We start from the raw sequence: 22,034 nt of genomic DNA, 5'->3' as shown, positions 1-22,034 counted from the left end.
GAATTCAATTCGGAAAATGATGGCGGTGTAAGATTATCCCTCACACCGCCAGCCTCAGTCTTAAAATTAAAAGACCTTGGAGAATTCGTCGATGTTCGATGCGTCATAGACAAATGGATCGCTCATCGCGGCTTCGCCGTTTTCGCCGATCTTGATTTTGCCCATGCGACCGGCTTCGATTTCCGAGCCCGGCTTACCGTCTGCATCACCCTTTACGAGATGATAGGCAATCTGCGTTGCAGAATAACCCAGATCGATCGGGTTCCAGATCGCGAATTCCTTGGTTGCACCCGACTTGATGGCGCCTGCCATTTCAGACGGCAGGCCAAGGCCGGTTACATAAACATCGCCGATTTTGCCTGCATCTTTGACAGCCTGCGAGGCAGCAAGCACGCCCACCGTAGTTGGAGCGACAATCACCTTCACATCAGGATTGGAAGTGAGGAGACCCTGCGCTTCACGGTAGCTTTTGTCGGCAAGGTCATCACCGTAAACGGTGGTGACGAGATTAAGGCCCGGAAAATCCTTGAGCTGCTTCTTCATCTCGTCAATCCAGATATTCTGGTTGGTCGAGGTGGTTGTTGCCGAAAGGATCGCGAAATCACCCTTGCCACCTGGCAAATGATGAGCTGCCAGAGTCAGGCACATTTTTCCGATCAGATCGTTCGATGATGGATTGAGATGGACGATGCGGCCTTCAGGCGCGACACCGGAATCCCAAGAGATAACCTTGATACCGCGCTGCGCAGCCTTCTTGAGTGCTGGAACAACCGCATCCGGATCGTTTGCAGAGATTGCAATGGCATCCACGCCTTGCGCAATCAGCGAATTGATGACTTCAATCTGACCTTCGGCAGTCGTTGTCGTTGGTCCGGTATAGATGACTTCAACGCCACCCAGTTCCTTGGCAGCTTCCTGTGCGCCCTTATTGGCCGCTTCAAAAAAGCCATTACCCAACGATTTCGCAACGAGTGCGATCTTCATATCTGCAGCCTGTGCGGCATTCGCCATGAAAGCAACAGCCAACGCTGTGTTCAATGCCAGTTTCTTAAAAAGTTTCATGTCCCATTCCTCCCGATTAAGAACATTCATATGTTTGGTTACAGCTTAGGCAACTTCTGTGGCTTCCCCCCGTTCGTCACCCTTCCCAGCATTTGCAGAGACCTGCGCTACGATGAGCTTGATGCCCGCATTCTCCACCATTCGCCGCGCATCATCCGAAATGCCTTCATCGGTGATCAGCGTGCTGACCCGATCAAGAGGGCAGAGGATAAGGCTTGAGCGACGTGTGAATTTCGATGAATCGACCATCAGGACAATTTCGTCCGCCTGGCCCATGAGTTTCTGCTCGCTCTGGATAATCAGGGCGTCAGCTTCCATCACGCCGAGAGGGCTGACACCCTGACAGCCCATGAACATGCGGCGTCCGTAGAAGTTACGGATCACATCATTATCGAATGGCGACAGAATAAGGCTCTGATCACGATAGATCGCGCCTCCCGGCACAATGACCGTGCTTTTTGACTGGCGCAAAAGGTGTTCAGCGATGGCAAAGGAATTGGTTAGCACCTGCAGACGACGCGCCGCGAGATAATGCACCATCTGGAAAGTCGTAGAACCACCGTTGATGATGATGCTGTCGCCTTCTTCGCAAAGCGAAACAGCTTCGCGAGCAATCGCGCGCTTGCGATCCGTGTTTTCAGATTCCGAAACCTTGAAAGGTCGGCCTGCAAGGCTGCCGAACTGCGGGGGATGGATAGCCTCCGCGCCGCCGCGAACCCGCTTGATACGGCCCTGCATGTGAAGCGATGCAATGTCGCGCCGAAGGGTCGCTTCCGACGCCTCCGTCAATTCCACCAGATCCTGAATGGTGATCACCGGCTTTTCCTGAACAGCACTCAGGATAATACGGTGGCGCTCTCTTTCGTGCATGGCTCCTCCTTTTCTCTTGTATCGAACACAAATGCGGGTAGTGTCAATCATAAACAATCATCATAGCGCACAAAAATAACATATATGATTATTTTTGATCGTTTTTGATTGACATTAATTTGCACAATACGCCATATCTTTTCCAAACATGATCGTTTGTGCGTGAAAAAGAAAGCGCATTCCGGTCTTCACCATAAAACGGGAGGATGAAATGGTGGCCCAAAGCAGGCTCTTGGATAATCGCTGGGATGACGCCAAAGCGGCAACGTTGGATGAGCCAGGCAAGCTGCTTTATCGTTCAAACCTGCTCGGTTCCGATAAGCGCATCACCAATTATGGTGGCGGGAATACATCGGCAAAAGTTCAGGAAATCGATCCGCTGACCGGCGAACAGGTTCCAGTGCTCTGGGTCAAGGGCTCGGGCGGCGATGTCGGCACCATTAAGCTCGACGGCTTTGCTACGCTTTATCAGGACAAGCTCGACGCGCTGAAAGGCATCTATAAGGGCGTTGAAGACGAAGACCGTATGGTCGGATTCCTTCCGCACTGCACATTCAATCTCAATCCCCGTGCCGCTTCCATCGATACGCCGTTGCATGGTTTTGTGCCATTCACCCATGTTGATCACATGCATCCTGATGCGATCATTGCAATTGCCGCATCAATCAACTCACGCGAGCTGACTGCCGAGGTATTTGGCGATGAAATTGGCTGGCTGCCATGGCGTCGTCCGGGCTTCCAGCTGGGTCTCGACCTCGAATCCTTTGTGAAGTCAAACCCGAACGCAAAGGGCGTAGTCCTTGAAAGTCATGGTCTTTTTACCTGGGCCAATGACGCTAAAGACTGCTATGAGCTGACGCTTGCCATTATTAACAAGGCTATCGAATGGCTTGATAAGAAGGGTGAAGGCAAGGCCGCTTTTGGCGGTTCCGTGACCCAAAGCCTGGATGTTTCGGAACGCCGTGCAATTGCTGCGCGTCTCATGCCGGAGATACGCGGGTTGATCGGAAAGGAAGAGCGCAAGCTTGGCCATTTCGATGATCAGGATGCGGTTCTGCAATTTGTAAACTCGAAAGAACTGGAGCCACTCGCACGCCTTGGCACATCCTGCCCGGATCACTTCTTGCGCACGAAAATTCGCCCGCTTGTGGTCGATTTCGATCCCGCGAAGCCGGATGTGGATGGTGTCGTTGCTGGCCTTGAAGCTTCACTCGACGCCTATCGCGCTGATTACACGCGCTATTATGAGAGCTGCAAGCATGACAATTCGCCGAAAATGCGGGATCCTAATCCGGTCATTTTCCTGATCCCCGGTGTAGGCATGTTGTCTTTCGCGCGCGACAAGGCGACAGCACGTATTGCCGGCGAGTTCTACGTTAACGCGATCAATGTCATGCGCGGCGCATCATCCGTATCTGAATATCAGGGGCTGCCTGAACAGGAAGCGTTCGATATTGAATATTGGCTGCTTGAAGAAGCCAAACTCCAGCGTATGCCGAAACCTAAAAGCCTAGCCGGGCGCATTGCGTTGATTACCGGCGGTGCAGGTGGAATTGGCTATGCTACCGCTGAACGTCTGGCAGGTGAGGGCGCTTGCGTGGTTCTGGCAGATATCGACGCAGAATCGCTCAAAACCGCTCACACAAATCTTGCCAAGTGTTTTGGCTCCGATCAGGTTCGTAGCGTCGAGCTGAACGTCACCAATGAGGGGGCCGTCATCGACGCTTTCACAGAGGCAAGTGTTGAACTGGGCGGCATCGATATACTGGTTTCAAATGCTGGTATTGCATCGTCTGCTTCGGTCGAAAATACCGAGCTTTCGATGTGGAACCGCAATATCGACATACTTGCTACAGGATATTTTCTTGTTTCTCGTGAGGCATTCCGGCTTTTCCGGCGTCAAAAACTTGGCGGAAACGTGGTTTTCGTCGCTTCCAAGAATGGGCTCGCCGCTTCGCCGGGCGCATCCGCCTATTGCACGGCAAAGGCTGCGGAAATCCATCTGGCGCGTTGTCTTGCCCTTGAAGGTGCCGAAGCTGGTATTCGTGTGAACGTGGTCAACCCGGATGCTGTGCTGCGCGGTTCGAAAATCTGGGACGGCGAATGGCGGGAACAGCGTGCAGCGTCATCGAAAATTGATGTGACGGAACTGGAAGAACATTATCGCAAGCGCTCGCTGCTCAAGCTCAATGTACTGCCGGAAGATATTGCTGAAGCGATCTACTTCCTTTCAAGCGATGCATCGGCCAAGTCCACCGGCAACATCATCAATGTGGACGCCGGAAACCAGCAGAGCTTCCCGCGCTAATTACTCAGAAGGTAGGTAAGGCGATCTTGCCTTCCTGCCTTTTATCCAAGAAATTGAGGACATTCTGGGAGGAACCATGTCCGAACAACGTATTGCAGCCGATTTCATCGCTGAGCACAATTCCGGCTTTGAGAATGCACAAAAGAGCGACTATCAGGCTCTTGGCGAACAGCTTGCCCGGCGCGGCATTGTAATTGAAAACATCACTGAGAAAGTTGCAAAATATTTTGTCGCTGTTCCCTCGTGGGGGACAGGAACGGGTGGTACACGCTTTGGCCGTTTCCCTGGTCGCGGTGAGCCGCGCGGGATTTTCGACAAACTTGACGACTGTTCGGTCATCAACGAACTCTCACGCGCAACGCCAAATGTTTCGCTGCACATTCCGTGGGATAAGGCTGACCCGAAAAAACTGAAAGCCCATGCGAAAGCACTCGGGCTTGGTTTTGACGCGATGAATTCCAACACGTTCTCGGATTCGGCTGATCAGCAGCATTCCTATAAATATGGCTCGCTTACCCATGTCGATCCGGCCGTGCGCGCTCAGGCTATTGAACATAATATTGAGTGCATCGAGATCGGAAATGCCATTGGCTCCAAAGCTCTGACAGTCTGGCTCAGCGATGGTTCAAACTTCCCCGGCCAGCAGAATTTCACTCGTTCATTCGAGCGTTATCTGCATTCGATGGGTGAAATCTATAAAGCGCTTCCGGATGACTGGCGGCTGTTCTCTGAACACAAAATGTATGAGCCAGCCTTCTATTCGACAGTCGTTCAGGATTGGGGCACGAATTACCTTATAGCCTCGACGCTTGGTCCAAAGGCACAATGTCTGGTCGATCTTGGCCACCATGCACCAAACACCAATATTGAAATGATCGTGGCGCGGTTGATCCAGTTCGGAAAGCTCGGTGGCTTCCATTTCAATGACAGCAAATATGGCGACGACGATCTCGATGCGGGATCGATTGATCCATACCGTCTGTTCCTCGTGTTCAACGAGCTCGTTGATGCAGACTATCGCGGTGTAAAGGGTTTCCATCCTGAACATATGATCGATCAGTCGCACAATGTGACCGACCCGATTGAAAGCCTGATTTCATCTGCTAATGAAATCCGCCGCGCTTATGCGCAGGCTTTGTTGGTGGATCGGGAAGCGCTGGAAACCTATCAGCAGGAAAACGATGCCCTGATGGCATCCGATACGTTGAAGCGCGCTTATCGTACCGACGTTGAGCCAATTCTGGCAGAAGCGCGTCGTCGTACCGGCGGAGCAATCGAGCCGATTGCAGCTTACCGCGCCAGCGGCTATCGTGAGAAGGTTGCGAAAGAACGACCTGAAAGCAAAAGCGACGGCGGTGCGTTCAACTAGAGCGCGTTCGATCTGAATATTTGTTTTAACGCGCATTGCGGAAAAAATGCGCGTTCCAAATGAATGCATAGAGTTAAAGAAAACCCGCATCTAATTGGAGTTATTTAGCTTTTCTGAATGTAAGATTATAGCGATTTCGACCAAACTGCGGATACTCTCCATCCTTCAATGGCATAATACCATGATAGAAGAGTCGGGATGGGCCGCCCCAAACGACCACATCGCCGTGGTGCAGCACGAATTTTCGCACCGGATCACTGCGCTGCAATCCGCCGAATTGAAATGTCGCGGGTAGTCCCAGCGACACAGAAACAATCGGATTTTTGAAATCCTTCTCGTCCTTATCCTGATGCAAAGACATTTTTGCGCCGGGTTCATACCGATTGATGAGACAGGCATCCGGTAAGAAATCAGGATAACCAGCTTCGACCGCTGCGCTTTCTGCAAGATCGCGAAATGCCCCCGGCATTGAAGGCCACGGCTTTTCCGTTTCAGGATCAACGGCGCTGTAACGATAGCCCTTCCGGTCCGTCACCCAGCCAAAGGACCCGCAATTTGTCATAGCGACTGACATGCGAAATCCGCCTGGCGTCGTCATATTCCGAAAAGGCGCATCATTCTCAACGACTTGCATGGCGTTGAGAATTTCGGCTTCGTTTGCGAGCGCAAATCCCCGCAAAAGAACGGCGCCGTCGGCAAGCTTTTCTCGAGTTTCAAGCTGGGAAAACAGATCAATCATAAGGCCATTCTAACACAAAGCCGCACAAGAACGTCCGGAAAACTGCTTTCATATTATCGCCTCTCTTGACAGAGTCCGAGACTCGTAACATATAAAGTTACATGAAAAAAGATAGTAAACTTTCGGGCGTCCTCCACGTCCTCCTTCACATGGCTGAGTATAAAAAGCCCGTAACCTCCGAAGTCCTCGCAAAAGCGATGGGCACCAATCCCGTTGTCGTGCGTCGCGTCATGAGTGGTTTGCGAGAGCAGGGTTATGTGAGCTCCGAAAAAGGTCATGGCGGCGGATGGGAGATCGCTTGCGATCTTAGCAAAGTCACGCTGCATGACATTTACAACGCCATTGGCAAACCGTCGCTGCTTGCGATGAGCAATCGTACGGAAATGCCGGGCTGCCTCGTCGAGCAGGCCGTCAACGCATCGCTCAACAAGGCGTTCAGCGATGCAGAAGAGCTTTTATTGAAACGTTTTGGCGAAGTGACACTCGCCATGTTGAGCGCGGATTTTCATCAGTGCGCGATTGAACGCGGCGCAGCTTTCGACTTGGAGACAGCCCATGACGCATCATGATGTGATTATTATCGGTGGCAGCTTTGCCGGACTTTCGGCGGCAACCTATGTGGCGCGCGGCAGACGCTCGGTTCGCGTGATCGATGCAGGCAAGCCACGCAACCGCTTTGCTAAACATTCACATGGTTTCTTCGCTCAGGATGGAAGCAGCCCGGCAGCGATGCTCAAAACGGCAAAAGAGCAGGTTAAAGCCTATCCGACTGTAAGAGTAACGGAGGGTAAAGCTGTAAACGGAACCGGGCAGATTGATGACTTCTCGATTGAACTCGATACAGGCGAAGTCGTCAGCGGGCGCAGACTGATCTTTGCCTTCGGCATTTCTGACGTTTTGCCAGATTTACCGGGGCTGGCTGAACGCTGGGGCAAATCGGTTATTCATTGCCCCTATTGCCATGGCTACGAGCTCAGCGGCAAAAAACTCGCCGTGTTGAACCTCTCGCCAATGTCGTCCCATCAAGCCATGCTTATCTCCGAATGGGGACCGACCACATTCTATCTGAATGGCGGTGAAGAGCCTGATGCTGCAACTTTGGCAGAACTAGAAAAGCGTGGTGTCACTATTGAAGCGAAACGGGTTGCAGGCATAAGAGGTGGGGGAACATCCATCTCCGAGATCGAACTTGCTGACGGTCGCCTGTTGCAAGCTGACGCATTATTCATTGGACCGTCCAACCGCCTAAACAGCCAGATCGCTGAGCAATTCGGCTGCATATTGGAAGACATGCCGCTTGGAAAAGCCATCAAAACTGATGAGATGAAAGCGACAAGCATTCAGGGTATCTATGCCGCCGGCGACATTTCAAGGGGCGCACATAGTGTTGCATGGTCCGTTGCGGATGGTGTTTCGGCTGGCGTTAACGCCCATCGGTCTTTGGTATTTTAGATTTATATCACTTTATAAGAAAACGGGGCCAAAGCCCCGTTTTTATTTAATTTAATCGTTTGTACCAAACCGCTCTTCGCTCAGCGCTGCGGCCATGAGAGCCTTCGTATAATCCTCATAGGGGTTATCGAAAACCTGTTCTGTATCGCCTTGCTCGACAATCTTTCCGTTCTTCATAACAATCACATAGTCGGAGACGGCACGTACCACCGCCATGTCGTGACTGATGAAAAGATAGGAAAGCCCGTGTTCCTTCTGCAGAGCACGCAGGAGCGTAACGATCTGCTTCTGTACGGAACGATCCAGCGCACTGGTCGGCTCATCAAGCACGATCACCTTTGGTTTCAGGATCATTGTGCGTGCGATGGCGATACGCTGGCGCTGGCCACCTGAGAACTCGTGCGGGTAGCGGTTACGCATTGCCGGGTCCATGCCGACTTCACGAAGCGCTTCCTGCGCGCGACGATCCCGTTCCTTTGCCGAAAGGTTCGGCTCATGGATAAGCAGACCTTCGGTGATGATCCGGCCGACGGTCATACGCGGGCTGAGCGATCCGAACGGATCCTGAAACACCAGCTGAAGCTCACGGCGCTTGGGCCGCATGGCCTGCGATTCCGTCGGCAACTCTTTGCCCAGATAAGCAATCCGACCTTCTGACGGAAGAAGGCGCAGGATCGCGCGGCCAAGTGTCGATTTGCCTGAACCGGATTCACCGACAATCCCGATGGTCTGGCCTTCCTTCAAGGTCAGAGAGACATCATTTACCGCCGTCATGTAGGTAGCGGCACCAAGCCAGGGCTTATTGATAAGGAAGTTCACCTTCACATTATCAGCACGGATAAGGACCGGCGCTTCTGCAGGCGGAGACAGCTTTTCACCTTCTGGCTCTGCATCAAGCAGCATCTTCGTATAGGGATGCTCTGGCTCGGTAAAAAGCTTTTCGGTCTCGTTGGTTTCCACCACTTCACCCGAACGCATCACATAGACGCGGTCGGCAAAACGGCGCACGATACCAAGATCATGGGTAATGAACACAACCGCCATCCCCAGCCGCTGCTGAAGATCAGCCAGCAGGTCGAGAATTTGCGCCTGAATGGTGACATCAAGCGCGGTTGTCGGTTCATCGGCAATGAGAATATCCGGCTCATTAGCCAGCGCCATGGCGATCATCACGCGCTGGCGCTGACCACCTGAAAGCTCGTAAGGGTAGCTATCAATGCGGCGTTCGGGTTCAGGAATGCCGACCAGCTTCAGCAATTCCAGAATACGTGGACGCGCCTGCTTCTTGCTCAATCCGCGGTGATAGCGCAGAGGTTCTGCCAGCTGATCGCCAATCCTATAAAGTGGATCAAGCGATGTCATCGGCTCTTGAAAGATCATGGTGATCTTAGCACCACGGATTTTGTTCAGCGCCTTATCGGACATGCCGATAAGATCCTGACCGCGATAAAGCGCCTGTCCTGTCGCTTTACCGTTTTGTGCCAGCAATCCCATCATCGCCATGGTGGTCTGGCTTTTACCGGAACCGGATTCACCAACGATTGCGATTGTTTCACCAGCTTTGACATCGAGGTTAATGCCGCGCACAGCATCAACCGGACCGTCATGCGTGTCGAAAGTGACACGAAGATCGCGAACGCTCAGAATATTTTCTTTTGTCATCTCAGCGATCCTTCGGGTCAAGACTGTCGCGCAGGCCGTCGCCAAGGAAGTTCAGCGCAAACAGGATGATGGTGAGGGTTGCGGCAGGCCAGATCAATTGCCAGCTTGCGCCGCGCATATTCTGAGCACCTTCTGAGATAAGGAGGCCGAGCGAGGTGAGGGGATCCTGCACGCCCAGACCAAGGAACGAAAGCAGGCTTTCAAGCAGAATGGCCTTTGGCACCAGAAGCGTTACAAAGACAATAACCGGCCCCAACGCATTCGGGATAATATGGCGGGTGATGACGCCGCGGCGGGTTGCGCCGAGCGCTTCTGCCGCCTGCACAAATTCCTGCCGTTTGAGGCTCAATGTTTGTCCACGCACGATGCGCGCCATATCCAGCCATTCGGTTGCACCAATGGCAATGAAGATGATGAAGATCGACCTCCCGAAGAAGACGAGCATCAATATGACGAAGAAGATGAAGGGCAGGGAATAGAGAATATCAACAAGCCGCATCATGATGTTGTCGGCACGGCCACCGAGGTAACCCGAAATAGCACCATAGCCAACGCCAAGGACCAGAGCCATGGCTGAAGCGAGCAAGCCGATTGCCAGCGACATGCGCACACCGATGAAGATGCGGGTCATGAGATCGCGGCCAAGATTATCTGTACCGAGCACAAAATAGTTGCGCGAGACATTCAATGTCAGCTTGCCACTCAAACCATCGGCAGCAAGTTCGATCTTAGGATTACTGAACAGGTCCGAGCGCTGGAAGTAGCGAAGAACGCGCTCATCGGTCGGACGTTGCGCAGTGAAGTCGATGACCACATTGCTTCCGGTCAATTCTGGCTCGGCTGATGCAGTGAGGCGAGCACGAGCCAATTCACGTTCCAGTCCCGGCATGATCGTGTCAGCGCGCGGATAGGCTTCCAGACTTGGGGCAACGCGGACAAACTGCGGATAGATTTTGTCATAGGGATGCGGGCTAAGCATCGGCCCGAAGATACCGACAAGTGCAAGCACGATCAGCACGATAGCACTTGTTACAGCTGCCTTGTTCTTGCGCAGGCGCAGCCATGCGTCCTGCCAGAGTGAACGGCTTTGTACCGAACCAAGCTTTTCCGTTTCAACGGCTGCAGTAAAATCAGTCATAGCGAACCCTCGGATCAAGCCATGCATAAAGAAGGTCGACAATGAGATTGAACACCACGACAAAAACGGAAATGACGACAACGGTTCCCATCACCATCGTATAATCGCGGCTCAGCGCGCCTTGCACGAAGTAACGGCCAATGCCGGGGATACCGAAGATGGTTTCAACGACAACCGAGCCAGTAAGGAGAGCAGCAGCTGTCGGCCCCAGATAGGAAACAGCCGGCAACATGGCAGCACGCAGAGCATGAACGCCAACGACCACGCGCGCGGGCAGGCCGTAAGCGCGAGCTGTCCTAACGTGATTGGCGCGCAAGGCTTCAATGGTTGCGCCGCGCACGAGGCGCGCAATAACGCCAACCTGCGGCAGCGCCAAAGTCAGCACCGGCAATATCCAGTAAAGGATATTGGCCGAAGACCAGCCACCAGCCGGCACCCATCCGAGGATGACGCCGAAAAGAAGGCTCAGAAGAGGGGCAACGACAAAATTCGGCGTCGTAATGCCAAAAGTGGCGAGTGCTACAACGAAATAATCAATCGGAGAATTCTGTTTCAGTGCCGCAATTGTTCCGAGAAATGTTCCGATAATCGCAGCCAGACTAAGTGCCAGCGCACCAAGCATGATCGAAACCGGAAGACCGGAAGCGAACAAATCATTGACGGTGAAGTCGCGACGCGTGAAGCTCGGGCCAAGATCACCGCGCAACAGATTGCCCAGATAAATAAGATACTGCTGCCAAAGCGGCGCATCCATATTGTAGGCTTTCTTGAGGTTTTCGAGGATCAGCGGATCAATCGGGCGCTCAAGGTCGAAAGGACCACCCGGCGCAAGCCGGATAAGGAAGAAAGTCAGTGTGACGATGATAAAGATAGTTGGTATTGCACTACCCAATCGTCGGAGCGTGTAGCCCAGCATTTTTATTTCCCTTCTTTGCCGGAACGCTCAAAAAGCGACCCGGCAAATCCCACTAAGGGCGTTCCTGTTTTTGTTTAGCCTTTTATCGACAGCCAGTGTGTGGCGTGCGAATTCATCAGGTTGTCGTCGTAGCCTTTGACCTTGTCGGCAACCAATGCGGTAGATGAATAGTAGAGCAGAGGAATAGCAGCCCCGTCTTGAAGCAAAATCTTCTCTGCGTTGGTGAGGATTTTCGCCCGTTCACCCAAATCTGCTGTGATGGCTGATTTCATGATCAGTGCGTCATAGTCCTTGTTCGACCATTGCGCGTAATTGAAGTAGCTGTCGCTCGTGAAGAGTGACAGAAACGAGTTCGGATCATTATAATCCCCAACCCAGCCATCGCGGGCGATATCAAACATGCCTTTCTGCTCAAGATAATTGAAATAGGTCGTGCCATCGACTTCGTCGAGCGTGGCATTGATACCAATATCCTTGAGCATGTCGGCAATCGCTGCCATCGTGTTCTTGTGATTTTCCGACGTGCTATATCTCAGCACTATCGACAGGCTGCCAGGTGTGACACCGGCATCTGCCAACAGCTCTTTTGCCTTGTCTTCGCGATCAAGAATGTCTTCTTTGGCGTAGCTTAGCTGCGGTCCGTCTTTGACGTAATTATTGATTCCGGGAGGCACCATCGAGCTGGCAGGAAGCATTGTACCGCGCCAGACTTCCTGTGCCAGAAAATCACGATCAATCGTCATTCCAATGGCTTGTCTGACACGACGGTCGCGCAACTTGCTGGAAGGCTCACCTTTGATGTCGATGTAATAAATACCCAGCAGCGGTGCCTGATGAAACCATTTACCGAGGTTCTGTTTCACATAGTCCATCTGTTCAGCGGCAACATCAGAGCAGATATCAACTTCTTTCGCCTCAAACCGGCGCATACAGCTGGAGCGATCCTGAAACGGTATCCAGTTTACCTGATCAATCTGAACATGCTCCGCATCCCAATAATAGGGATTCTTCTTCATAACGATCTTGTCGTTCGGATTGAAACTGACAAGCTCATAAGCGCCATTGCTGACCATGTGGTCCGGCTGGCTAAACTTTGACCCGAATTCCTTTTCGGCTTTCGGATTGACCGGAAATCCGGTGTTGTGGGTCAATAATTCAATGAAATATGGAGTAGGCGCGTTGAGCGTGATCTGGAGCGTTTTGTCGTCCAGTGCTTTCACGCCAAGCTGATCGACATACATATGACCCGTCGCGATCTGCTCGGAGTTCTTGATTGAATAAAAGACACTAGCGTAGCCCGCAGCCGTCTTAGGGTCCATCAAGCGGCGAAATGAAAACTCGAAATCGCCTGCCGTTACAGGATCGCCATTCGACCATTTTGCATTGTCGCGCATATGAAATGTATAGGTGAGGCCATCGGGTGAAATTTCCCATGATGTCGCCGCACCGGGAACTGCTCTGCCGTGGCTATCCTGCGCGACCAGTCCCTCATAAAGATCTTTTAAAACGCGGTCTTCCTGAACTGTAGTGGTGAGCTGCTGATCCAGCGTTGAAGGATCCATATCATTGCCACGGTTAAGCAAAATTGCAGCAGACGCGGCGCTGCCAAGCGAAATCAGGCAAACGCCTGCCAATAAAATTTCGCGAACCATCGTGAAACTCCCATAAGTCTTAAAAAATATCTGTCCCCATGAAAAGAGGGACCCTCCGACCCTCCCAGGTCGAAAGAAAAAGGGGCTGCGCCGAAAGGCACAGCCCGAACTGAAAATTTACTGTTTGAACGAAAGCCAGCGGGTTTTGTGGCTGTCCATAAGGTTGTCGTTCCAGCCATCGATCTTGTCAGACACAAGAGCGCGCGAGGAATAATAAAGGATAGGAATATTGCTCATGTCATCGAGCTTGAGCTGCTCGGCTTCAGCCAGAACCTTGGCGCGGGCATCCAGATCAAGGATCTTCGCTGCTTCAGCCATCTTCGCATCGTATTCCGGGTTTTTAACCTTGGAATAATTGAAGCTGACATCGCTCTGGGCAATGTAAAGGAAGTTCTGCGGATCGTTGTAATCGCCGATCCAGCCAGCGCGTGCGATATCGAACGGACCGTCTTCACGCAGGAAGTTGAAGTAGGTAGCGCCTTCGGTTTCGTTGAGCGTTGCCTTCACACCGATATTGCCAAGCTGATCGGCAATTGCTGCCATCGTGTTCTTGTTGTTTTCAGATGTGTTGTAGAGCAGCTCAATCGAAAGCGTGTTTGGCTCAACGCCTGCTTCCTTCAACAGCTCCTTGGCCTTGTCTTCACGATCCAACATGTCGTCGGAATAGTCGAGTTTAGGCGCATCCTTGACGTAGTGGTTGATACCTGGAGGAACCAGCGAATAACCTGGGAGCATGGTGCCCTGCCAGACCTGATCGGCAATGAAATCACGGTCGATCGCCATGGAAAGAGCCTGACGAACGCGCGGATCTTTCAGCTTGCTGTCAGCAGTCTTGCCTTTGACCGGCAAATAATAAACGCCGAGATAAGGTGCCATTCGGAATTCGTTGGCGAGGTTCTTCTTCACATAATCCATCTGTTCGGCAGGAACGTCCGAGCAGACCTGAACTTCCTTGGCCTCGAAACGTCGCATGCAGCTGGCGCGGTCTTCGAATGGAATCCAGTTGATGGTATCGATCTTGACCTGATCGGCTTCATAGTAATTCGGGTTCTTCTTCATGACGATTTTGTCGTTCGGCGTGAAGCTGACCAGTTCGTAAGCGCCGTTCGTCACCATTTTCCCAGGTGTCGTGAACTTGTCGCCATTTTCTTCAACGCTCTTCTTATGCAGCGGGAAGCCGGTCTGGTGCGTCAGAAGTTCGAGGAAATAAGGAGCAGGGGAGTTAAGCGTTACCTTCAGCGTGTGATCGTCTACAGCTTCAACCCCTAGCTCATCGACCGGCTTTTTTCCACCAGCAACGTCTTCCGCGTTCTTGATCACAAACAACATGCTCGCATAGCCAGCAGCTGTCTTAGGGTCCATCAGACGGTGAAAAGCGAAGCTGAAATCACCAGCAGTTACCGGATCGCCATTTGACCATTTCGCGTTATCGCGCAGATGGAAAGTGTAGACCAAACCGTCTTCCGAAATATCCCATGACTTCGCCACACCCGGTACGGCCTCACCATTCGCGTTCTGGATGGTCAATCCATCATACAAATCGCGAAGGACGTTGCCTTCAGACACGGTGGACGTACGATGATGATCGAGCGTTGCTGGATCAGTGTCATTGCCGCGATTAAGAACGACCTCAGCCGATGCCGCTCCCACCAGTGTCAGAAGACACACGCTTGTCAGTAGAGTTTTGCGAAACACGATGAACCCCTCCTAGGTAATTTTTGAAATGGCGTGCATCTTATGGATAAGATTGGTTCTTGCAAGAGAAGTTCTCAAGATACTGAATTAGTTACCAGATTGACTACGCTGCAGCTAATTTAGAAGGCAAAAAACTGGTACGCAATGGCGATTTTAAAGCGCTTTTGAATGCAATCTCAGAGGATGAAAAATCAAGAAAACTCCATATTTTGCGGCACTTTTATAAGCTGCTGCCAGCATTTTTTTACAGGCTACGACATCCGATTCGCTTAAATTTTCACCAGAGTTTTCGAGTTGTGGAAAACACGCAAAGGAAAGCCATTTGAACTTGGTTTGAGTGATCATCACCGCATCATATTGGGGCGGTGAGAAATGTCTCATCGCAACAAGATGCTAGCTTTTCATTCTTTTTTAGTTCCATAACATACGTTATGCAATCGATGTGTATAACGGCAATATACAGATGCGACACATGGGCAATTTAGAGATGCGACAATTTTTGCCTCTCTTGCCCTTTTCAAATCGAACGCGGAAAGGAAGATTGGGCTTTCAGCAGCAAACAGCGGATGGGAGCCGTCATGTCTTGTTTGATCACGATGTCGCAGAAAGAACTCAACCGGCTGAAGACTGTTCAGCAAATCAGAGATAATCAGCTTCGTGTGGTGGAGGCAGCGGCGCTGCTTGGCCTCAGTCGTAGTCAGATTCATCGGATGTTACAGGCATTTGATCGGCTTGGTGCAGCGGGCCTTGTTTCGGGCAAGCGCGGTCGTCCGAGCAATCGCCGTTATGGCGAGGATTTCCGGAATGATATTCTGGATATTGTACGGACGTATTATCGGGACTTTGGGCCGACACTGGCCTGTGAGAAGCTGATTGAACGCCATCGGCTTTCAGTCAGCAAGGAGACGCTGCGGCAATGGATGACAGCAGCGGGATTGTGGACATCACGTCGCGAACGCAAGCGGCAACTGCATCAACCGCGCGGCCGGCGTGATTGCTTTGGTGAACTGATACAGATCGACGGCTCGCATCATTGGTGGTTCGAGGAGCGGGTCCCAAATGCGCCCTCCTCGTTTATATCGACGATGCCACTGGCAAGCTCCTGCATTTGCGTTTTGCGGGCTCAGAGAACACGTTTGATTATTTTCATGCGACGAAGGCATATCTCCAGCAATGGGGCAAACCACTAGCTTTCTATAGCGACAAACACGGCGTTTTTCGTTCGCTTCATCCGTCGAAGCAAGATCGAACAAGCGGCCTGACACAGTTTGGTCGGGCACTTTATGAGCTCAACATCGACATTATCTGTGCCAATACTCCACAGGCCAAAGGCCGTGTTGAGCGGGCAAACAGGACTTTGCAGGATCGTCTGGTTAAGGAATTGCGGCTGCGCGGCATCGATACGATCGAAGCAGCCAATGCATATGCGCCGGAATATATTGCAGATTTCAATGCCCGTTTTGGCAAGGAGCCACGCAATCCCAAGGACATGCATCGACCGCTGGCAGCGCATGAGAATATTGATGGTGCGCTGTGCCGGAAGGAAGTGCGAACGCTGTCACAAACACTGACACTACGCTATGATAAAGTGCTGTTCATCCTGGAACCGACCGAAGTTGCAAAGCGGCTTGCGCGGCAGAAGGTCATTGTCTGCGACTATCCCGACGGACGTCTGGAGATCATGCACGGTACGGACACCCTGCCCTATACAACATTCGACAAGCTTCGTTCCATTCATCGCTCACCTGTTGTCGAGAACAAACGGCTGGATGACATGCTGTTGATCGTCGCTGAGATGCAGGCGGGACGGGAGCAGCAACGCAGCAAAAGCGGTCCGCGTCGTACTGGTCAGGCCAACCATATGTTTGGTATACCTGACGGCAGTGTCGGGAATGGCTATCAGAAGCGAGAGCGTAAATCGCGCACAGCTTACATGAACGACCCTGCCGTCATTGCCCGGCGAGAACAAGCTTTATTGAGACAGCCAGCGCCGGAATAAAGGGCGTCAATGGACGCCGATATCGCTTTGCATATCCGACTCCAATTGCAGGCAAGCTGTCCAAAGCGGTGTTTTGTGGAAGGTTCCGTCGTCAAGCAAGCTGAGCCCTTCTCTTGCCTCAAAAAGCAGGCCGAGCCAGCATAAGCGTCGCAGGACACCGTACCGAAGCTCGAATTTCAGGTCCCACGCATCGACGGTTATTTCAGTGTCGGACAGATGAGCGATATCCGGATAGAGTATCTTTAGAATGTCCATCGGCTTACACCCTTCTCTGGTCTTGATATTGAGCAGATTGAGATACATACGCCACCAACGCAATCGTGCCTGGATCGCCTCTTTACGTTCGGTGGCATGAATATACGAATAGAGATAATCGGTGGCGATCAGATCGAAGAAGGCTTGCGGATTGACCAGAAACTCCAGGCCACGTTTGGTTGGCAGCAGTACATTTTTCCTGCGGCGAAGAAGCTTCAGATAACGGGTCAGGTCGTGCACAACACAAAGTGGTGGCATGTCGTTTTCATTGAGCACCTTGTGCATGCTGAAGAGGTCTTTGGCTGTGAACCTGGGCCAGAGGAAGTTCTCAGCAGCCCAATGCACGAACTTGCGGTTCATCGCGCCGGTTGCCGTTAGTCCGATGCCACCCTCGCGCTGAGCATAGGCAACTGCAAGCAGCATGCCGCGAAGCAGTGGTGAGAGTGCAGCGATATCGACGTCACCTTGCAGGCAGATTTTTGGTAGCATTGTACGACTTGGATCCCTCTCCTGCCCGATGCAGGTGAGCCGAGTATCAACTGCTGACAGAACAATTGCTACTAAGAAAGCTAAAGCCGAAGAGGTGGATATTCACCCGCCCCCATTCCTCGTTTGCAACCCCGACCAGCCTCTCGGAATGGGGGCTGAACGTCAGCACCTGTCGCATCTGTAATCTGCTGGGAACGTCGCAACTTTAACTTGCTAAAACAATGTGTATAACGGGGGTGGGTTCTAGTTTGAAGTGCGACTTGCAAATGAATTCATGTGGTTAGCCGTGGAAGAAATTGGATCTCCGAATACTTGTTTACTGCTGTGTCGTAGGACCCTGCTCTTCAAAACCCAGCCGCGTCAAAGCCACCCACGGTCCCAGCATGGCTCTCCATGTAGATGATCGACCAAATAATCCACCAATGCACGCACTTTGATCGCCAGGTGCCTGGCAGGCGGATAGACAGCATATACGCCCAGCGGTTGATCTTCATAATCACGTAGCAATTGTTGCACACGGCCATCCCGAATGTATGGCCCAGCTATAAAAGACGGCACATGAGCTATTCCCAATCCCGCTGCGGCGGCCTCCATACAAGCTTCGCCGTTTGAAAACTGAAGCCGCCCTGTGACTGCCGCTGACTGGATTTCACCATCATGCGCGGGTTTAAATCGCCAGATCAAGGGATCTCGGAAATTCGTGTCGATAATACAGCTATGTTCGGAGAGTTCGCGCGGGTGGGTGGGTAAGCCGTGTTCGCTGACATAGGAAGGTGCCGCGACCAAAACCACCCGAGCGTCGCAGAGCCGTCTTGCAATCAAACTGCTATCAAGCGGTTTGCCAATGCGAACACCAATATCGAACCCCTCGTCCACCAGATTGACAATACGATCTGAGAAACTGACGTCAATTTGTATATCTGGAAATATTTTCGCAAATTCCAGCAGGATTGGTGTCAGTTGCAATGTCCCGAAAGACATGGGTGCCGTAAGCCTTATACGCCCGCTCGGTGCACCGGATGCATTGCGTACGGATGCATCTAAAGCATCAAAATCCTGCACTAAGCCCTTGATACGCTCATAATATGCGTAACCGACCTCTGTCGGCGAGAGCGCTCGTGTTGTGCGCTTTATGAGCTGAACCCCTAAACCCGACTCAAGCTTTGAGATGAGTTTTGACGCCTGCCCGCTGCTCGTCCCAAGCCTTTGAGCCGCCGCTGAAAAACTGCCCGTATCAAGGACCGCGACAAACATCCGCTCACTATCAAGGCGATCCATTGATTGTTTCCGTTTTGGCTATTTATACGCTCCTATTGCCTAAAATAGTCAAAATATGGAAATAATTAAAGCGGTTCGTCAGGTTTGAACGCTTTCAATCCCCAGCAAATCTGGACCTATCGGTACAATGCCTGTGGGGTTTAACGCCTTGATCGAATAGTATCCCCGCTTGATATGATCAATATTGACCGTTTCACGCACGCCCGGAATATCCAAAACGCGCAACAGCCAGCCACTCAGCGCCGGATAGTCCTTCAACTGCCGGAGATTGCATTTGAACAAGCCGTAATAGGCAGCATCAAAGCGTATGAGCGTCACAAACAGCCGAATATCCGTTTCCGTCAGGCTCTCGCCAAACAGGAATGAACCCTTTCCATCGAGCTTTTCCTCAAGCACAGCAAGCGCCTTGAACACGTCGCGGAAAGCTTCCTCATAGGCGATCTGCGTTGTGGCGAATCCCGTGCGATAAACGCCGTTGTTGAGCCGAGGATAAATATACTCGTTCAACTCGTCGATTTCTGAGCGCAAGGCTTCCGGATAAAAATCGAAATCCGCGCTGGCAAGATCGCCAAAACCTGAGTTGAGCATCCGAAGAATGTCAGCGGACTCATTGTTGACGATGGTCTGTTTTTGCTTGTCCCACAGCACAGGCACTGTAGCGCGGCCCGTATAATGTGGATCTGCTTTGGTGTAGATCTCGTGCATATAAGTGGCGCCATTGAGAACATCACGATCAGCGCCCGGATAGTCGCCAAATCGCCAGCCCTGATTGGTCAGAGCAGGTTCTACCACCGAGATCGAAATTACATCTTCCAGCCCTTTGAGCTTACGGCCGATTAAGGTGCGTGACGCCCATGGGCAGATATAAGCGACATAAAGATGGTAGCGACCTGCTTCTGCTTTGAAGCCCGCCTCACCCGTCGGACCTGCGCTACCGTCGGGAGTTATCCAGTTTCGAAAGCCGGAAATCTGGCGCACGAAACCGCCTTTCTCATCTTTTGCTTGAACTGGCTGCCAGTCTTCTGTCCACTTACCATCTACAAGCATGGCGCTTATCCTTGAAAATTGTCGTTAGAATTGCGGAGAGTTCCCTCCCCGCATATCCAGCAAATAGCGATGTCTGCTATTTAGGCAGATGCACTCGGCTTCGCAGCATAAGCGCCATTGCCACCCAATGCCACGACGATAAGCCCAACGATCCAGAATGCAGGAAACTCCCAACCACCATTGGCGTTAGTGAAAAAGAAGCCAGCTGCACCGTGAACGGTGAAAATCGCACCGAGCAGGATCGGAATAAGAGCAACAGCTGCAATGCGCGGAAAGATGCCGATAATCAGCGCGATAGCGCCGACGACTTCCCAAAGAATGGTTACGTAGGCAAACCAGCCAGGCAGACCAAGCGATCCGAAAAATGCTGCGGTTCCTGCAGGTGTGAAGACGAAAATTTTCAAGCCAGCATGGGCGAGAAAGAGAATGCCGAGCGCCAGACGCATAATGAAAATAGCATAAGGCGCAGTACGATTGTCGATCACGATAGACCTCATTTCCGATGATGAATGTTTGAGGCAGACCATGCCGAAAAGCACCGATAAAGATAAGATAGCCAAGGCGAAATGAACTTCTTCCGAAATGGAAGAAATGAGAAAATCGCTTATTTTCTCGTATTGATGCATCTTGCAGCTGACTTCAGATGGCATTAACAACAGCCTCATTCTTGCGGAGAATTTTTATGGCAGTTGGACGCCAATCTATGCCGCCGCTCAATGCGCTTGTCGTCTTCGACAGCGCTGCACGGCTTGGCAGCTTTTCGCGCGCCGGTCTGGAGCTCGGTCTCACCCAAAGCGCCGTCAGTCGTCAGATCGGCAAACTTGAAGCGTTCATCGGCTCCAAGCTGTTCAACCGCCTCCCCGTTGGCGTTCAGCTCACCACAATGGGCGAAAGCTACGCCTCAGATGTCAGCCGCCTGCTCGGCGATTTGACGGCAGTCACCGACGGCCTTCGTGCCTGGACAGGCCCACGACAGATAACCATTGCCTGTTCGCGCGGCATTGCTGATCAGTGGTTCTTGTTGCGTGTTGGAATGCTGAAAGCGGAGCTCCCTGGCATCGAAATCCGGCTGCGCGTGACCGACGATGTGGCGCATTTGCGCCTCGATGAATTTGATCTGGCGCTGTTCTATCGCAAGGAACGTCCGATTGGTGTGAATCTAACCGTGCTGGGGCGCGAAGAAGTTGTGCCGGTTTCCGCCCCCGGCGTGGTAAACATCATGGAACAGGAAGCGCCGGTTCTACTCTCAATCGAAGACACCATGCGCGAATGGCAAGGTTGGCCTGAATGGTGGCAGGATGCGCGGCTCTCCCCTCCTCCCGGTGCACTGGAATGGCGCTTGGGCGATTATGGCCTCTGCGTTGCAGCGGCCACGCAAGGGATCGGCATCACGCTTGGCTGGACTTGGCTCATCAAAGAGCAGCTTGCAGCAGGCACGCTCGTACCCGTCCACGATCATATGATGCGATCAGACGCTTATTTCTATCTGATGCGGCCAGCCGACCGCCATCAGCGCAAAATTGTGCGTGAAGTGTCGGACTGGTTGATTGCAAGCAATGGAACCGACGCAATCACGTAAAGATGATGAGACTCATTCGGCAGGTATAACAGCTGCACGACGACGAGCCATCATACGGAACCGCACGTAACCAACGACAGTAAACACCAGCCAGGCCACCTGCGTGATAATGGAACCCAGATTGAAGTTCCACGAGAGCGAATAAATCAGCGCTACACCGCCAAGAATATTGAGCACGGTAATGATGGCATCGTCCACCGTGTAAATACGTAGCTGAATCAGGGCATAAGCAGAAAGATAGAAAACTGCACCCAACAAGCCAACAATATCCGGCAAACTCATTTTGATCTCCACGATCAGCAAAATTTCAATCGCAGAGGCAACTTTTTTTGTGGAAGAAGCGCCACCGCAGGTCTCTGTGGAATGCTCCTTTATCCCTGTTCCCATAAAAGCCAAGAGGTACATTTGGCATGGGGGTATGCATAAAAGTCATATCATAAAAACCTCTTACAACCCTTGAAAGTTACGAGCTGTGTGGGCTAGTCCAACCCGCAAAATCGATTTAGCTATGCATAAAATACAAG

General features: G+C 52.0%; 19 protein-coding genes and 1 pseudogene. 6 read left to right on the top strand and 14 right to left on the bottom strand.

The features are described from left to right. Positions 1-66: 66 nt before the first annotated feature. Both rhaS and KMS41_14765 read right to left on the bottom strand, forming a co-directional pair. Positions 67-1,062 carry a rhamnose ABC transporter substrate-binding protein gene (gene rhaS, locus KMS41_14770; protein ID QWK80163.1) on the bottom strand — a complete coding sequence of 332 codons (996 nt, stop codon included), beginning with the start codon at positions 1,060-1,062 and terminating at the stop codon, positions 67-69. 45 nt (positions 1,063-1,107) lie between these two features. Beyond that, complete coding sequence (locus KMS41_14765) at positions 1,108-1,932, bottom strand: DeoR/GlpR family DNA-binding transcription regulator (protein QWK80162.1); 825 nt, start codon at positions 1,930-1,932, stop codon at positions 1,108-1,110. Positions 1,933-2,143: 211 nt separating this feature from the next. Between KMS41_14765 and KMS41_14760 the strand changes: the two genes are divergently transcribed. Then, positions 2,144-4,240 (top strand): bifunctional rhamnulose-1-phosphate aldolase/short-chain dehydrogenase, encoded by a 2,097-nt coding sequence (locus KMS41_14760; GenBank protein QWK80161.1) that lies wholly within the window; start codon positions 2,144-2,146, stop codon positions 4,238-4,240. Positions 4,241-4,316: 76 nt separating this feature from the next. Beyond that, positions 4,317-5,609 (top strand): L-rhamnose catabolism isomerase, encoded by a 1,293-nt coding sequence (gene rhaI / locus KMS41_14755; GenBank protein QWK80160.1) that lies wholly within the window; start codon positions 4,317-4,319, stop codon positions 5,607-5,609. Positions 5,610-5,709: 100 nt separating this feature from the next. Here rhaI and alkB read toward each other — a convergent pair whose 3' ends face one another. Continuing rightward, the gene (gene alkB, locus KMS41_14750; GenBank protein ID QWK80159.1) at positions 5,710-6,348 is read right to left on the bottom strand and encodes a DNA oxidative demethylase AlkB; all 639 of its coding nucleotides are present in this window, start codon (positions 6,346-6,348) and stop codon (positions 5,710-5,712) included. 101 nt (positions 6,349-6,449) lie between these two features. Between alkB and KMS41_14745 the strand changes: the two genes are divergently transcribed. Beyond that, the gene (locus KMS41_14745; protein QWK80158.1) at positions 6,450-6,917 is read left to right on the top strand and encodes an Rrf2 family transcriptional regulator; all 468 of its coding nucleotides are present in this window, start codon (positions 6,450-6,452) and stop codon (positions 6,915-6,917) included. Further along, on the top strand, positions 6,904-7,800 hold the full coding sequence (locus KMS41_14740; GenBank protein QWK80157.1) for an NAD(P)/FAD-dependent oxidoreductase: 897 nt from the start codon (positions 6,904-6,906) through the stop codon (positions 7,798-7,800). The genes KMS41_14745 and KMS41_14740 overlap by 14 nt, the downstream gene beginning before the upstream one ends. Before the next feature lie 51 nt (positions 7,801-7,851). Here the strand turns inward: KMS41_14740 and KMS41_14735 are convergent, their stop codons facing one another. The 6 genes from KMS41_14735 to KMS41_14710 form a co-directional block, all read right to left on the bottom strand. Further along, entirely contained in the window at positions 7,852-9,462 is a 1,611-nt protein-coding gene (locus KMS41_14735) for an ABC transporter ATP-binding protein (protein QWK80156.1), read from the bottom strand. A gap of 1 nt (position 9,463) precedes the next feature. Further along, the gene (locus KMS41_14730) at positions 9,464-10,600 is read right to left on the bottom strand and encodes an ABC transporter permease subunit (GenBank protein QWK80155.1); all 1,137 of its coding nucleotides are present in this window, start codon (positions 10,598-10,600) and stop codon (positions 9,464-9,466) included. Continuing rightward, entirely contained in the window at positions 10,593-11,516 is a 924-nt protein-coding gene (locus KMS41_14725; protein QWK80154.1) for an ABC transporter permease subunit, read from the bottom strand. Before KMS41_14725 ends, KMS41_14730 begins: the two co-directional genes overlap by 8 nt. A gap of 74 nt (positions 11,517-11,590) precedes the next feature. Continuing rightward, on the bottom strand, positions 11,591-13,168 hold the full coding sequence (locus KMS41_14720; GenBank protein ID QWK80153.1) for a peptide ABC transporter substrate-binding protein: 1,578 nt from the start codon (positions 13,166-13,168) through the stop codon (positions 11,591-11,593). A gap of 117 nt (positions 13,169-13,285) precedes the next feature. Beyond that, positions 13,286-14,863, bottom strand: a complete 1,578-nt coding sequence (locus KMS41_14715) for a peptide ABC transporter substrate-binding protein (protein ID QWK80152.1) — start codon at positions 14,861-14,863, stop codon at positions 13,286-13,288. 153 nt (positions 14,864-15,016) lie between these two features. Continuing rightward, a complete protein-coding gene (locus KMS41_14710; protein ID QWK80151.1) occupies positions 15,017-15,208 on the bottom strand; it encodes a hypothetical protein in 192 nt (63 codons plus the stop codon). Between the two features lie 233 nt (positions 15,209-15,441). Here KMS41_14710 and KMS41_14705 point away from each other — a divergent pair. Continuing rightward, positions 15,442-16,862, top strand: a pseudogene (locus KMS41_14705) (ISNCY family transposase). A 6-nt stretch (positions 16,863-16,868) separates the two neighbouring features. Here KMS41_14705 and KMS41_14700 read toward each other — a convergent pair. The 4 genes from KMS41_14700 to KMS41_14685 all read right to left on the bottom strand — a co-directional run bounded on the left by KMS41_14700 (position 16,869) and on the right by KMS41_14685 (position 20,416). Further along, complete coding sequence (locus KMS41_14700) at positions 16,869-17,606, bottom strand: hypothetical protein (protein ID QWK80150.1); 738 nt, start codon at positions 17,604-17,606, stop codon at positions 16,869-16,871. 360 nt (positions 17,607-17,966) lie between these two features. Continuing rightward, on the bottom strand, positions 17,967-18,884 hold the full coding sequence (locus KMS41_14695) for a LysR family transcriptional regulator (protein QWK80149.1): 918 nt from the start codon (positions 18,882-18,884) through the stop codon (positions 17,967-17,969). 78 nt (positions 18,885-18,962) lie between these two features. Beyond that, positions 18,963-19,931 carry a glutathione S-transferase family protein gene (locus KMS41_14690; GenBank protein QWK80148.1) on the bottom strand — a complete coding sequence of 323 codons (969 nt, stop codon included), beginning with the start codon at positions 19,929-19,931 and terminating at the stop codon, positions 18,963-18,965. Positions 19,932-20,011: 80 nt separating this feature from the next. Next, entirely contained in the window at positions 20,012-20,416 is a 405-nt protein-coding gene (locus KMS41_14685; GenBank protein ID QWK80147.1) for a DoxX family protein, read from the bottom strand. A 197-nt stretch (positions 20,417-20,613) separates the two neighbouring features. Between KMS41_14685 and KMS41_14680 the strand changes: the two genes are divergently transcribed. Next, complete coding sequence (locus KMS41_14680; protein QWK80146.1) at positions 20,614-21,510, top strand: LysR family transcriptional regulator; 897 nt, start codon at positions 20,614-20,616, stop codon at positions 21,508-21,510. 12 nt (positions 21,511-21,522) lie between these two features. Here KMS41_14680 and KMS41_14675 read toward each other — a convergent pair whose 3' ends face one another. Continuing rightward, positions 21,523-21,792: a cyclic nucleotide-binding protein gene (locus KMS41_14675; protein QWK80145.1), complete on the bottom strand. Its 270-nt coding sequence runs from the start codon at positions 21,790-21,792 to the stop codon at positions 21,523-21,525. Positions 21,793-22,034 lie beyond the last annotated feature (242 nt).

The organism is Ochrobactrum sp. BTU1 (assembly GCA_018798825.1).
GTDB lineage: Bacteria > Pseudomonadota > Alphaproteobacteria > Rhizobiales > Rhizobiaceae > Brucella.
The sequence above is the reverse complement of the archived record's forward strand: the minus strand, read 5'-3'. Positions and strand labels throughout refer to the sequence as shown.

Coding starts and splice junctions, on each gene's coding strand:
- rhaS (QWK80163.1), bottom strand. CDS start 1,062: ATGAAACTTTTTAAGAAACTGGCATTGAACACAGCGTTGGCTGTTGCT.
- KMS41_14765 (QWK80162.1), bottom strand. CDS start 1,932: ATGCACGAAAGAGAGCGCCACCGTATTATCCTGAGTGCTGTTCAGGAA.
- KMS41_14760 (QWK80161.1), top strand. CDS start 2,144: ATGGTGGCCCAAAGCAGGCTCTTGGATAATCGCTGGGATGACGCCAAA.
- rhaI (QWK80160.1), top strand. CDS start 4,317: ATGTCCGAACAACGTATTGCAGCCGATTTCATCGCTGAGCACAATTCC.
- alkB (QWK80159.1), bottom strand. CDS start 6,348: ATGATTGATCTGTTTTCCCAGCTTGAAACTCGAGAAAAGCTTGCCGAC.
- KMS41_14745 (QWK80158.1), top strand. CDS start 6,450: ATGAAAAAAGATAGTAAACTTTCGGGCGTCCTCCACGTCCTCCTTCAC.
- KMS41_14740 (QWK80157.1), top strand. CDS start 6,904: ATGACGCATCATGATGTGATTATTATCGGTGGCAGCTTTGCCGGACTT.
- KMS41_14735 (QWK80156.1), bottom strand. CDS start 9,462: ATGACAAAAGAAAATATTCTGAGCGTTCGCGATCTTCGTGTCACTTTC.
- KMS41_14730 (QWK80155.1), bottom strand. CDS start 10,600: ATGACTGATTTTACTGCAGCCGTTGAAACGGAAAAGCTTGGTTCGGTA.
- KMS41_14725 (QWK80154.1), bottom strand. CDS start 11,516: ATGCTGGGCTACACGCTCCGACGATTGGGTAGTGCAATACCAACTATC.
- KMS41_14720 (QWK80153.1), bottom strand. CDS start 13,168: ATGGTTCGCGAAATTTTATTGGCAGGCGTTTGCCTGATTTCGCTTGGC.
- KMS41_14710 (QWK80151.1), bottom strand. CDS start 15,208: ATGATCACTCAAACCAAGTTCAAATGGCTTTCCTTTGCGTGTTTTCCA.
- KMS41_14700 (QWK80150.1), bottom strand. CDS start 17,606: ATGCTACCAAAAATCTGCCTGCAAGGTGACGTCGATATCGCTGCACTC.
- KMS41_14695 (QWK80149.1), bottom strand. CDS start 18,884: ATGGATCGCCTTGATAGTGAGCGGATGTTTGTCGCGGTCCTTGATACG.
- KMS41_14690 (QWK80148.1), bottom strand. CDS start 19,931: ATGCTTGTAGATGGTAAGTGGACAGAAGACTGGCAGCCAGTTCAAGCA.
- KMS41_14680 (QWK80146.1), top strand. CDS start 20,614: ATGGCAGTTGGACGCCAATCTATGCCGCCGCTCAATGCGCTTGTCGTC.
- KMS41_14675 (QWK80145.1), bottom strand. CDS start 21,792: ATGAGTTTGCCGGATATTGTTGGCTTGTTGGGTGCAGTTTTCTATCTT.